12 protein-coding genes are annotated in these 12,233 nt (G+C 37.9%); 7 read left to right on the top strand and 5 right to left on the bottom strand.

What is annotated here, in order from left to right:
* Positions 1-8 precede the first annotated feature (8 nt).
* Positions 9-1,196, bottom strand: a complete 1,188-nt coding sequence (locus BQ3481_RS06190; protein ID WP_157927489.1) for an argininosuccinate synthase — start codon at positions 1,194-1,196, stop codon at positions 9-11.
* A gap of 244 nt (positions 1,197-1,440) precedes the next feature.
* Here BQ3481_RS06190 and BQ3481_RS06185 point away from each other — a divergent pair, with 244 nt between their 5' ends.
* Together BQ3481_RS06185 and BQ3481_RS06180 are read left to right on the top strand one after the other, a co-directional pair.
* Positions 1,441-2,217, top strand: a complete 777-nt coding sequence (locus BQ3481_RS06185; RefSeq protein ID WP_157927488.1) for an ABC transporter ATP-binding protein — start codon at positions 1,441-1,443, stop codon at positions 2,215-2,217.
* Positions 2,214-2,975, top strand: coding sequence for an ABC transporter permease (locus tag BQ3481_RS06180; RefSeq protein WP_157927487.1), 762 nt, complete (start codon positions 2,214-2,216; stop codon positions 2,973-2,975). The genes BQ3481_RS06185 and BQ3481_RS06180 overlap by 4 nt, the downstream gene beginning before the upstream one ends.
* A 7-nt stretch (positions 2,976-2,982) precedes the next feature.
* On the opposite strand, the gene BQ3481_RS06175 is transcribed toward BQ3481_RS06180, so the two are convergent.
* Together BQ3481_RS06175 and BQ3481_RS06170 are read right to left on the bottom strand one after the other, a co-directional pair.
* Positions 2,983-4,035, bottom strand: a complete 1,053-nt coding sequence (locus BQ3481_RS06175; protein ID WP_157927486.1) for a peptidase — start codon at positions 4,033-4,035, stop codon at positions 2,983-2,985.
* A gap of 94 nt (positions 4,036-4,129) precedes the next feature.
* Positions 4,130-4,885 (bottom strand): 5,10-methenyltetrahydrofolate synthetase, encoded by a 756-nt coding sequence (locus BQ3481_RS06170; protein ID WP_157927485.1) that lies wholly within the window; start codon positions 4,883-4,885, stop codon positions 4,130-4,132.
* Between the two features lie 130 nt (positions 4,886-5,015).
* Between BQ3481_RS06170 and BQ3481_RS06165 the strand changes: the two genes are divergently transcribed.
* From BQ3481_RS06165 to BQ3481_RS06145, 5 genes are all read left to right on the top strand, one after another.
* Positions 5,016-5,948: a homocysteine S-methyltransferase family protein gene (locus tag BQ3481_RS06165; RefSeq protein ID WP_157928492.1), complete on the top strand. Its 933-nt coding sequence runs from the start codon at positions 5,016-5,018 to the stop codon at positions 5,946-5,948.
* A 32-nt stretch (positions 5,949-5,980) separates the two neighbouring features.
* A complete protein-coding gene (locus tag BQ3481_RS06160; RefSeq protein WP_157927484.1) occupies positions 5,981-8,482 on the top strand; it encodes a methionine synthase in 2,502 nt (833 codons plus the stop codon).
* A 98-nt stretch (positions 8,483-8,580) separates the two neighbouring features.
* Positions 8,581-9,087, top strand: coding sequence for an NUDIX hydrolase (locus tag BQ3481_RS06155; RefSeq protein WP_231911745.1), 507 nt, complete (start codon positions 8,581-8,583; stop codon positions 9,085-9,087).
* A 53-nt stretch (positions 9,088-9,140) separates the two neighbouring features.
* The gene (locus tag BQ3481_RS06150) at positions 9,141-9,299 is read left to right on the top strand and encodes a 50S ribosomal protein L39e (protein WP_148694356.1); all 159 of its coding nucleotides are present in this window, start codon (positions 9,141-9,143) and stop codon (positions 9,297-9,299) included.
* Position 9,300: 1 nt separating this feature from the next.
* Entirely contained in the window at positions 9,301-9,876 is a 576-nt protein-coding gene (locus BQ3481_RS06145; protein WP_157927483.1) for a 50S ribosomal protein L31e, read from the top strand.
* Between the two features lie 57 nt (positions 9,877-9,933).
* On the opposite strand, the gene BQ3481_RS06140 is transcribed toward BQ3481_RS06145, so the two are convergent.
* Together BQ3481_RS06140 and BQ3481_RS06135 are read right to left on the bottom strand one after the other, a co-directional pair.
* Positions 9,934-10,887, bottom strand: coding sequence for an FtsZ/tubulin family protein (locus BQ3481_RS06140; protein WP_157927482.1), 954 nt, complete (start codon positions 10,885-10,887; stop codon positions 9,934-9,936).
* A 74-nt stretch (positions 10,888-10,961) separates the two neighbouring features.
* Positions 10,962-12,230: a tRNA (N(6)-L-threonylcarbamoyladenosine(37)-C(2))-methylthiotransferase gene (locus BQ3481_RS06135; protein ID WP_157927481.1), complete on the bottom strand. Its 1,269-nt coding sequence runs from the start codon at positions 12,228-12,230 to the stop codon at positions 10,962-10,964.
* Positions 12,231-12,233: the final 3 nt, after the last annotated feature.

Genomic DNA, 12,233 nt, shown 5'->3' with positions numbered 1-12,233 from the left:
TTGATCATTCACCTCTTTTTTAGTAATTTATTAGCTTCTGTTGATTGAAGTCCCCATAGCTCAACGAATCCTTTTCCAAGAGTCTGATCGAAAGTTGAACCAGCTCCATATGTTGCCAGATCATGGCTATACAATGAATATTCTGATTTTCTTCCAACAACTCTGAGACTTCCTTTGAACATTTTGAGCTTGACAGTTCCGCTAACCCTCTTTTGTGTAGCATTGATAAACATATCTAAATCTGACTTTAGTGGATCTTGCCACAGTCCAGAATATGCAAGCCACGACCATTCCGCATCAACCATGGCCTTGAACTTTAATTCGTGTTTTGTCAAAACCATTTTTTCAAGATCAGTATGTGCCTCAATAATGCATGTGGCACCAGGTGTCTCGTAGACTTCCCTTGATTTTATGCCTACTGTTCTGTCTTCGATGTGGTCTACAATCCCTATTCCGTTTGCGCCTGCTTTTTTGTTGATGTATTTGATTAGTTCAATTGATTTCATACGCTTCCCATCTGCTGTGATGGGTATTCCATTTTCAAATTTTATTTCTAAATATTGTGGTTTCTCTGGCAAATTTTTTGTCTTGACCCAGATAAATGCATCATCAGGTGGCTCTGAAAATGCGTCTTCCATATCACCACCTTCAATTGCCCTTCCCCACAAGTTTTGATCAATACTGAATCTTTTTGCTGTGGTATCGATTGGTATGCTGTGTTTTTGTGCATATTTCAATTCGACATCTCGCGTGAGATTGAGATCACGTATTGGTGCAATGATTGGAAGATTAGAGCCTGAACGATACGTGACATCAAATCTTACTTGATCATTTCCTTTTCCTGTACAACCATGTGCAAGTGCTGATGCGCCTTCTTTTTCTGCAACTTCTACTACTTTTTGTGCAATCAATGGGCGTGCAAGTGCAGTTGCAAGGCAATATTTTTTTTGGTACAAAGCGTTTGCCTTGATGGCTGAAAAAATAAAACTGTCTACAAACTCTTGTCGCGCATCAATGTTGTAATGTTTTAAAACTCCAAGACTTTTCGCCTTGGCTGAAATCTTTTTGAGGTTATCTTCTTGGCCTACATCTACTGTGACTGTAATAACATCAAGATTGTGTTTGTCTTGGAGATATTTTATCACAACCGAAGTATCAAGTCCTCCAGAGAAAGCTAGAACTGCTTTTCCTTTCATCATAGAGATTTTCTGTGATCATAAATTAGCATTTATCTTTTATGATCAGCACTCGATCTAGTTTTTTGTTTTGAAAAAAATCACAAAATTGGTTTTTTGTTGTATGAGATAAAACAAGTTAGTCCAAGCTAAAATTCGATCACTATTTAAGATAAATATTATAACGACGTTATATGAAAATCATACATGGTATTGCGGTATTAGTTTCAACTGTTTCAGTAATGGACACAAGGGACTTGAAATCATGACTAAACTTCAAGCCAACAATATTGTAAAACATTTTGATCATAATGGGAACTCTGTAGTTGCATTAGATGGTATAAATCTAAATGTCGAGGAAGGAGATTTCGTCTGCATAGTAGGTCCGTCTGGATGTGGAAAATCTACATTCTTGAATATTGTAGCAGGTCTTGAAAAACCAGATTCGGGAGAGATCTTACTAAATGGAACTCCTATATCAGAACCAGGTCCTGATAGGACGATGGTCTTTCAGGAAGGTGCGCTTTTTCCATGGCTCAAAGTCATTGACAATGTAGAATTTGGATTAAAGATGGCAGGAATCCCAAAAGATGAGCGCAGAGAAATATCTCAGAGGTATCTTGACATGATGCAGCTTACAAAATTTGCAGATTCGTATACGTATCAATTATCAACTGGGATGAAACAACGTGTTGCAATAGCCAGAGCGCTTGCAATGGATCCTGAAATTCTTTTGATGGATGAGCCTTTTGCAGCACTTGACTCTCAAACAAGGGACTTGTTGCTTGTTGAATTGCAATTGATCTGGGAGAGAACTAAAAAGACAATCATATTTGTTACACACAATATTTCAGAGTCTGTAATACTTGGCAACAAGGTTGAGGTATTCAAGAACCGACCATCAAAAATTAAAAAAGAGATTGTAATTGATTATAGAAGACCACGACTTGCAGAAGATGAGAATCTCCAAAAATACTATCATCAAATTCTTGACGAATTAAAAAGTGAAGTCATTGCAAGATCAAAAGATGATTCCAAATGAAAATAAAAACTCTCCATAAACAAATTTTGTTCTATGTCGGAATTGCTACAGTGTGGCAGATTGTATTTTTGACTCATGTAGTACCAGAACAATCCTTGCCTTCTCCAATACAAGTGGGACAGACATTGGTAAAAGAAGCATCTGATGGAAGTCTACTGTACGCAGTTGCAAATAGTATGTGGAGGCTTGTAACTGGATTGATTATTGCAATCATTGGTGGCATGATTATTGGAATATTCATGGCTAAGGTGGAAACAGCTAATCAAACCATGGGGTCTCTCATACTAGGTTTACAATCAATTCCTTCTGTTGCTTGGGTACCTCTTGCTCTTTTATGGTTTGGTCCAACTGATGCAGGTGTGATATTTGTTACTGTTGCAGGTGCTCTATTTGCAATTTCTATTAATACTCATTCTGGAATCAAAAATATTCCTCCTACATATATCGCAGCGGCTAGAAATATGGGGGCTAGTGGATTGCAACTTGTTACAAATGTTATGATTCCCGCAGCCCTTCCATATCTGATATCTGGTTTCAAACAAGGATGGGCTTATGCCTGGAGAGGTGTTATTGCAGCTGAAATCATATTTTCTATAGCCGGACTAGGATTTTTACTAAATACAGGAAAACATGACAATAACATATCTCAAGTATCTGGCATACTTGTCATTATAATGATCATTGGAATTCTAGTTGATGGATTTGTATTTAAAAAAATTGAAGCAAAAATTCTGGCACGCTGGGGACTGTCTAAATAATTTTTTTCTAGTCTTTTTTCTTCTTCCAAATCGTTATACTAATTGCAGCAGCTACAATCGGTATTATTACCAAAAGATAATTTCTAGAGTCGTCTGTGGGTAGTAATGATCCAGATTTGTCAAATCCTGAAATTGCAAGATATGATGTAGATCTTGGGGGGAGTGACAATGCCACATGCCAATATCCGTCTGGATCCTTACTCTGCACAAATTTCACTGGTTTGCCATTTGATAACACTGAAAATTTTTCTCCACCTGTCTCTTCTGGAAACATAAAATTCACAAATCCTGTATCTGGAAATGGATACCTTACAGTTGCGGTTATGCTGTGTGTAGAATCGTCAAATTTAGTATCTGTAACTGAACCTGAAGTCAAATATGTGAAATTGTATGGTTTGCCGTCTTTGAGAACAGATACGGGCATTGTCGGATCATCTCCAACTACAAAGCAGCTATAGTAACTTATCATTGATGCATGTTGGGGATCTGGGTACATGGAAAATGCAATCTTTTGTCCTGGGTCTATCTTGTCAATTGTCTCAACACTTTTGCCGACATCCAAAAACTTGCCATCTTTTCCATATATTGCAGCATATACTCTTACTCCGTACGCAGTAGAAGTGTCATTATTTACAATAAAACCTGTCTCATGACCATCAAAGTGTTTTCTTAATGTCTTGTCATAAATTATTTCAATATCTTTAAAATTGTGATCTGTCGTAACAAAACTAACCTGAGGTTTTTCTAAAGTTGCATTTTTTCCTTCAACTTGAAATATCTTGATATTAAATGGAATATCTTTTTGAGAATTCACAGTTGATAAAATATATTTTTCTGATATGGTCTTGTCATTATCTTTTATGTTGATTGTGATTGTCGGAATTATCGCATTGGCTTCAGTATTTTTTACTGCACCAATTACTGTATAAGTTCCATTTATATCGTAAAATCCCTTGAATTCATTATCTGGGATCCATACATTGGCTGATGCAGTATGAGTAGCAACAAATCCTAAGCCGATCAGTACTGTAAATACAGACACTATGGCAAACAATTGCATTTGATGACATTCATCTAGAGTCAATCTTTAATTTTAATCTAGGTCTTAATTCTCCCATCTGTTACTTGTGGCATGAAAATTTTTGTCTGCTTGATTATCTTAGTCTATATAAGAGATCCAACGCACCTGCAAAGTCGTTTGGAGAGCTAATTAGTACGTTCCCTGCAATTCTGTCTATCTGCTTGACAAATCCTACAACATCCTTGCTGTATTCTGACCAGTCAAGATTTAGCATTTGCGCGGATTTCTTGTTTTTCTCAGATGATAACAACACACATGGAATTATCTTGAATCCTTGAGGTTTTAGTATGTCAACCATTCTAGTGACCTGATTGATGGAACTTATGACTTGGGTGACGAATCCCTTTGGTTGGGCTTCTATTTTTTTGTGCATCTTTTCAAAATCCGGATTACTTGAGATAGAAAGAAACATATCAATTCTTTTTCCAAAACCTTGTTCGTTAAACTGTTTTACTATGTCACTTGGAACTAGTCCTGAATCTTTTGGGCCTGATGGCGGGGTATCTCCCTTGAGAACCAGAACTCCGTTTAGGTTCAATAGGATGGCATCACATATTGTCTGCGTAATTGAGGTAAGATTTCTATCACGAACACGTATGCTTGCAGTGATTCGTATCTTGCTGTTAGAGTTTCGTATGAAAAATCCAGCTGTAATTGGTGAAACCCTTGGAATTCCGAGGACTGAATCCGTTAGATGAATTCCATCACTTGTCTGACCAATCTTGGTAGCTCTCTCCTTTAGTCTTTCAACAGATTCTGAGAGCTGGTCATGAGACAATATGGTGTCTTGAATAACTTTTGGGGGATTAATTTCATAAATTATGGTCATAATTGATTGTCCTGACTACTTGATTATAACCTTTGAAGGAAATTTACATTATGTTAAAACAAAATAGAATTAAGTAGATGATAATCTCACTGAATTGTAATTGACTGAAAAAATACCTCTAGATATTTTGATGAAAGATAAAGTTGTTCTCCTTGATGGTGCAATGGGTACTGAGATCCAAAAACTAAATCCTAAACCTGATGACTTTCCGGATGGTAAGGATGGATTCAATGATGGACTCTCGTTTACAAGACCTGAATGGATAAAAAAGATCCACCGTTCATACCTACAATCTGGAGCAGACTGTATTGAGACCAATACGTTTGGTTCAAACAAGCTAAAGCTAGATGAGTATGGATATGGAAACCAGACATTAGATTTTAACAAAAAAATAGCACAACTTGCTGTTGATGTGGCACAAGAATTTAGCGATAAACCACGATATGTGATCGGTTCAATGGGACCAACAGGTTTTCTTCCAAGCTCAAACGATCCATCTCTTGGACAAATAAAACTTGATGAGATTCGAGATGCATTTGAAATTCAGGCCGAGGGTCTTATTCTTGGAGGGGTAGATGCCTTGTTGATTGAAACAAGCCAAGATATCCTGGAGGTAAAGCTTGCAATTGAGGCATGTCATAACGCATTTAAAAAAACTGGCAAGAGGATTCCTATAATTGCAAATGTAACATTAGACAAGTATGGAAAAATGCTTCTTGGCACAAACATCCAATCTGCCTATACTACAGTGTCTGAAATGGGAATTGATGCGTTTGGACTTAACTGCTCTACTGGTCCTACTGAAATGATTCCAAGTGTGCAATGGTTAAACGAGCAAAATTCTTTGCCATTGCTTGTTGTACCAAATGCTGGAATGCCTGAAAATCAGGGGGGCCGGGCAGTCTACAAGATGGAGCCAAAAGATATGGCAAGCGTAATGGCCGATTTTTTGGATCAATACCACAATGTGAGAATGATTGGAGGATGCTGCGGTACAAATGTTGACCATATTTCACTTCTACGTAAAGTAATTGACGAAAAGGCCACGGAGAATAACCGCTAGGTATTTAGAAAAAGTACTAGAGAACGATATTGTTGAATATTCCACGAGTAAGTTCCGCATTAAAGGCAGTTGATCTGGCACAAAATCCACCGCCACTGATAATTGGAGAGAGGCTAAATGCTCAAGGATCTAAAAAGGCAAAGGAATGCGTCCTAAATGACAACTTTGAAGAATTGGTAAAACTTGCGCGAGACCAGGTTGAAGATGGGGCACATTGTCTTGATGTTTGTGTTGCAACAACAGAACGCTCCGATGAGTTAGAGTTTATGAAAAAACTTGTAAAACTATTAAGCCTAGAAATTGACGCACCGCTAGTAATTGATTCTACTGAACCTAAAGTGATTGCTGCTGCACTGGAACAAATTCCTGGAAAACCAATCATAAATTCGATAAACCTGGAGGGTGATGGAAGCAGATTTCACTTGCTTGCCCCTTTGATGGTAAAATATGGAGTTCCGGCAGTTGCCATGTGCATTGGACCCAAAGGAATGGCAAAGACTTCGAAAGAAAAACTAGAAACTGCAGAACTCTTGGTTGCAACTGGTAAGAAATATGGTTTGACGGAAGAGCATTTTATTTTTGATGTACTCACATTTACCTTGGCTACTGGAGAGACTGAATTTTTAGATGCGGGGAAAAATACGTTGGAAGGAATCCATCTTGTTAAGGAAAGATTTCCAAATTCGTTTACAACTCTTGGACTGAGTAATGTCAGTTTTGGTCTTGCTCCACGTGCAAGAAAGACTCTCAATGCTGTATTTTTGTATCATGCCGTAAAATATGGATTAGACACAGTTATCATCAATCCGAAAGATGTCATACCTTACACCGCGATTGATGAGAAGGAAAAAAAACTTGCAGAGGATCTAATATTTAACAAGCATCAAAATGCACTTGCAGATTTTATCACATACTTTGAAAATACAAAAGAAACAGTCCAGACATCTGGTAAAAAAATAGACGTGGATCCAACTTGGTCTGCAGGAAAGAGGGCAAACTTTAGAATTGTAAATAGACTTCGTGATGGAATAGAAAATGATGTAGTAAGTGCAATCGCAGAAAAAATTACTACCGAACTTAATCTGGTAGAAAAAGATGGTAAACTCGAAATTGGTGCCCCTAGGGGCTTGACCCACAAGGCTGCCATTATGACACTAAATGAAGATCTCTTGCCTGCAATGAAGGAAGTTGGTGACAAGTTTGGCTCAGGGGAACTAATCCTACCGTTTGTGCTAAAGTCTGCAGAATGTATGAAGGCATCTGTTGTAGAGCTTGAAAAATATCTGTTAAAGGAGGAGGGATCAAGCAAAGGAAGGCTAGTTCTTGGAACAGTCTATGGCGATGTACATGATATTGGAAAAAATCTTGTTAAAACCATCTTTGAAAACAATGGATATGCTGTATACGATCTTGGAAAGCAGGTACCACTGCAAAAATTTCTTGAAAAAATTGAAGAGGTAAACGCTGATGCCATAGGGCTTTCGGCACTGTTGGTATCTACATCAAAACAGATGCAGTATTTTGTGGAACATGCAAGAAAGAATAATATGAAAATTCCTGTTCTCTGTGGAGGTGCTGCAATCAACACCAATTACATAAATCGTGTCGCAAAAGAGGGAGGGATTTACATGCCTGGTGTATTTTACTGCAAGACTATGTTTGACGGACTAAAAATTATGGATACTCTAGTTTCACCAGAAAAACAAAAATTTGTGCAAGACTGGCAAGAAAAAATTGAGAAATGGAAAGAGCCTACTTTCGAAAAAACTGAGGCATCTGAGTTTGTTCATAGTGAAATTGTTCCTGTAACGCCACCTGTATGTACACAACTAAATCATGTCATACGATTGGAATCAAGAGATATTGACCTCAACGAAGTCTGGAAATATCTGAACAAAAAATCCTTGTTTGTATTATCTTGGGGAGTTAGAGGACAATCTGCCAAAGACTCTGAGCAAGAGCATGAAATGTTGTTCCAAGAATGGAAAAAGAAGATACTTGACGAGAAACTATTCGAACCAAGCGCAGTATATGGATACTTTATCTGCCACAACAAAGATGGAAAGATGGTTGTAGACCATCCAAACGGAGAAAAATTACTATTTGATTTTCCACGTTCTTCCAAATCAAAGCATCTCTGTCTTACTGACTATTTTGGCAAAGACGATGTAGTTGCATTTCAGGCAGTTACTGTGGGAACAAAGGTATCTGACTTGATAGAGAAATGGAACAAAGAAGATCGATATACTGATGCCTACTATCTTCATGGAATTGCAGTGGAGACAGCAGAAGCAATGGCAGAGTGGATAAACCACAAAATTAGAGAGGATCTCAAGATTGGGGAAAAGCGAGGACTACGTTACAGTTGGGGATATCCAAGCTGTCCTGATGTATCACAACATCATATTGTATGGAAACTTTTGGAACCACAAAAATCTGGCATGACTCTTACAGAAGCAGGCCAAATAATTCCTGAACAATCAACTGCGGCTATTGTAGTACATCACCCTGAAGCAGAGTACTTTGTTCTCTAGTGATATGATGCATGCAATAATAAATGACAATAATGAATCACGGGAATGATGAAACATTGGATGTCGTAAACCTAAAACAGATCCTGTCTAGTGAAATCATGGCAGAACCACAAGATAATTCTACAAGCAAACTTGCAGCAGTCATGATAATTGTCTTTGGAAATGAACCTACAGTATTGATGACTGAGAGATCTAAAACAATGAATCATCATGCAGGCGAAATATCTTTTCCTGGCGGAACTTGGGAGCCACGGGATGGTGATTTGCTTGGAACTGCAATCCGGGAGACGAGGGAGGAATTGGGACTGGAAATTTCAAAATCGATGATAATTGGACAACTCAAGCCCGTAACAACTCTGAACTCAGGCTTTAAGATAGTTCCATTTATTACGATGTTGGATGAGTTGCCAAAAATTTTGACAAGTTCTGAAATTGCTTCAGTTCTTAGAATACCGCTGTTTCCACTTTTGAAAACAATTGAAAATGACAAGGATCCATTACATCATTCAATCATGGAAATGTATGCTTTCAAGTTTGATAATCACTTGATATGGGGTGCATCTGCAAGAATGCTAAAACAAATTCATGACAAGATATTATTCTAATCCATCTGTGTATATGAGATTCATTTAAAAAGAGGCTAAAATGTCAAATTTTTATGGCTGCCCGCAAGTCAACTCCAAGAAAGAACAGGTTGATGAAGAAGATAAAACAGAATTCGTCTGTACCAGCTTGGATAATTGTTAGGACAAAACGAAGAGTGAGAACTAATCCTAAGAAGAGACAGTGGCGCAGAACTGATGTGAGTGTAGGATAAAATGTCTACTGAATCCATAGAACGAATTTACACTATTAATCTCGGCAAAGTACTCTTGTCTCCAAATAATCAAAGGGCAAAGAGGGCAATCAATATGATAAGAGAGTTTGCCACCAAACATATGAAATCTGAAAATGTAAAGATTGAGGAAGAAATCAGTCACTTGGTTTGGGCACGAGGAATCCGACACCCACCAAGAAAAATTCGTGTGAAGATTACAAAAGATGATGGTACCGTTATTGTCTCAAAATATCAAGAAGAAAATAAGACAGAAGAAACCTCAAAAAAATCAGACAAAAAATCTGATAGTAAAAAGAAAAAAGACAAGAAATCTGGTAACAAGTCAAAGAAAGAGGAAAAGAAACCAGAAGAGAAACAAAAAAAGACTGAAGAGAAACAAAAACTAGAGGAAAAGAAACCAGAAGAGAAATCAAAACTAGAGGAAAAGAAACCAGAAGAGAAATCAAAACTAGAGGAAAAGAAACCAGAAGAGAAACAAAAAAAGACTGAAGTGGAACCAAAGCAGGAAGAAAAGAAAACTGAACCCAAGGCAGAAAAAAAGTCAAAGAAAGAGTAGATTCTAAATTTTAATTTACTATATTTGTATTAGACCAGATTGTTTTTTGTCTGAATCTTATTCTATTTGATCTAAATTAAGATCAATTTTCACACTTGCGTCAGGCTCATCCCAATCAAGTACATTGTCTTTTGATATGAAGCCAAGTGGGTCATATCTGTCAAAACGTGTCTCACCTTCAATTGAAGTGAGCAGGACAACTTTGGAACTTTCTCCAGCTGTGACTGACATGCTTACTCTTGTACTATCATCTCCGAAAATTCCGCTTATTGTATTTACCATTGAGTTCAAAACTCCGACTGGAACTTTGTTTCCGCCTACTACATACATTAATGCGCTTTTGATGTTGTTTGGTGATGCGTCTTCATATAACATCTTGATGGAATCTCTAAGTGAAGTCTCTACATCTGAAATGTCCTTGCTAGTTGAAAGTATACTTGTTTCAAGTGGTAATGATGAATTCTTTAGGGTGGATATTACATGTACCAAGGCAGAATTTGTGATTCCATTGCATGCATCTGGAGTGAGATCTGGGTTACTCTCAAGTAATGCGTCATTATCTATTATTACTGTGCAATCTGAATTTGTCTTCAACCTCTTCAAAGAAACCCCTGAAAAGAATATCCTGTCTTTTTCAAACTTGAATGGCATGATTCCAAAGGAGAGTGTACTCTTTCCTGATTCTTTGCTAATCTGGGATACTATGGGAGCAAGTGCGGCACCTGATTTTCCTGCTAGGTTTGCAATGACCATTACTGTTGAATATGCCTTAATTTTTTCTTCAATAGAATCTCTTGCACCTAATGACACACCTCTTATGAGATATGCTGACGGATTCAAAATAGGGCTAGTATCGATCAAAATCTTTGAGACATCATGGTTGAGATCTCTTTCGTCATGACTTATCAGGAGGCAGTCGTGACCTAATTTCTCCTTGATGTTAACAGCCAGCTTGCACCCTGCACCTCCTAAACCTATGATTAAAACTGGATCTTTCAACTGAAATTCCATGACTTATTGTTGCTTACAAAATTGATTAAAAAACTTTGTTGCTTAGTTTTGATCCAAGATCGGATCTAAAATATTTAGCTCACTATGGTGCCATACAGACCATTTGGTGCAGCCCCATCGATCTTTACCGTGGCCCTTTGTCCAAGTCTGACCTTGTTGTCTATAATTACCTGTTTGTATGCAAAATTTCTTCCCTTTGTTATTCCGTCTGACACCTCATCGAAGAGAACTTTTCCCTTCCAACCTATCCATTCTTCATTTCTCTGCTGTGAGATCTCTTTTGTAATGTCAAATAATATCTTACTTCTTCGCTTGACCTCTGACACGTCTATTTGCTCCATTTTGGAGGCCTTGGTGCCAGACCTTGCACTATATCTTGAGAGGTTTACGACATCTGGCTTTGTCTCCTTTATCAGATCAACAGTTTTGGCAAAATCTTCCCTAGTCTCTGTAGGAAAGCCTACTATGATGTCTGTGGCAATGGTAAATCTGTCAAATCGTTTCCTAAATGCATGACTTGTATCATAAAATATCTTTGAAGTATGTTGCCTTTTCATGTCTCTGAGGACCTTGTCACTGCCGCTCTGGACTGGAATGTGGAGAAACTTGAAAACTTTGTCATTTACAAAACTCTCCAAGAGTTTCTCTCTGATGCGTGGGAGATACATGGGATTCATCATTCCTACACGTACCATGAATTCATGTTCTACTCCTGAAACACTTTGTATCAATTCAGGTAGATTGGAACCAATGTCAAATCCATAACAGCCGTTATCAGTTGAGGTAAGCCAGACCTCTGAACAACCATCTTGGATTTCATGCTGTACCTGTCTTACAATGTCTCCGACTCGATAGCTTGTCAAGTCTCCCTTGGATATCTTTGTCTGGCAAAATGTGCACTCGCTCATGCACCCGCTTGCTATTTCAATAATCCCTACTGCTGGATTTAGTCTGACCTTTGGAAGTCCAACCTTGTTGATATCTGTATCTGCAAGCTCTACCTTTCGCACTCCGTTTAATGTGGAAGTGATGACATCCAAAGTCCTTCCAAGGGAATTTGGTCCAAGCAAGCTTGCTTTTGGACTGAACTTTTCTACAGTTGTCTGTTCTGCCTTAGGAAGACAACCTGCAACAACAAGTGGATTCGATTTTAGTTTTTTTATCCTATGCACCATCTTGTGTGCAGTTACATCCTTTACAGAACAAGTAACTATCACACTAAGATCAGAATCTTTCTGGTTTTCTGCAAGGGTATGTCCTCCGTTTACAACTAGACCTGATATCATTTCTGAATCTGCAAAACTTGCAGAACAACCATATGCCTCTACCCAGATTTTTGCCATTGT

It is taken from the genome of Candidatus Nitrosotalea okcheonensis (assembly GCF_900177045.1).
Classification (GTDB): Archaea; Thermoproteota; Nitrososphaeria; order Nitrososphaerales; family Nitrosopumilaceae; genus Nitrosotalea; species Nitrosotalea okcheonensis.
This window is presented reverse-complemented; position numbering and strand designations above follow the sequence as displayed.

Excerpts from the sequence above, each read along its gene's own strand:
- BQ3481_RS06190 (WP_157927489.1), bottom strand. The coding sequence starts at position 1,196 with ATGAAAGGAAAAGCAGTTCTAGCTTTCTCTGGAGGACTTGATACTTCG.
- BQ3481_RS06185 (WP_157927488.1), top strand. The coding sequence starts at position 1,441 with ATGACTAAACTTCAAGCCAACAATATTGTAAAACATTTTGATCATAAT.
- BQ3481_RS06180 (WP_157927487.1), top strand. The coding sequence starts at position 2,214 with ATGAAAATAAAAACTCTCCATAAACAAATTTTGTTCTATGTCGGAATT.
- BQ3481_RS06175 (WP_157927486.1), bottom strand. The coding sequence starts at position 4,035 with ATGCAATTGTTTGCCATAGTGTCTGTATTTACAGTACTGATCGGCTTA.
- BQ3481_RS06170 (WP_157927485.1), bottom strand. The coding sequence starts at position 4,885 with ATGACCATAATTTATGAAATTAATCCCCCAAAAGTTATTCAAGACACC.
- BQ3481_RS06165 (WP_157928492.1), top strand. The coding sequence starts at position 5,016 with ATGAAAGATAAAGTTGTTCTCCTTGATGGTGCAATGGGTACTGAGATC.
- BQ3481_RS06155 (WP_231911745.1), top strand. The coding sequence starts at position 8,581 with ATGGCAGAACCACAAGATAATTCTACAAGCAAACTTGCAGCAGTCATG.
- BQ3481_RS06150 (WP_148694356.1), top strand. The coding sequence starts at position 9,141 with ATGGCTGCCCGCAAGTCAACTCCAAGAAAGAACAGGTTGATGAAGAAG.
- BQ3481_RS06145 (WP_157927483.1), top strand. The coding sequence starts at position 9,301 with ATGTCTACTGAATCCATAGAACGAATTTACACTATTAATCTCGGCAAA.
- BQ3481_RS06140 (WP_157927482.1), bottom strand. The coding sequence starts at position 10,887 with ATGGAATTTCAGTTGAAAGATCCAGTTTTAATCATAGGTTTAGGAGGT.
- BQ3481_RS06135 (WP_157927481.1), bottom strand. The coding sequence starts at position 12,230 with ATGGCAAAAATCTGGGTAGAGGCATATGGTTGTTCTGCAAGTTTTGCA.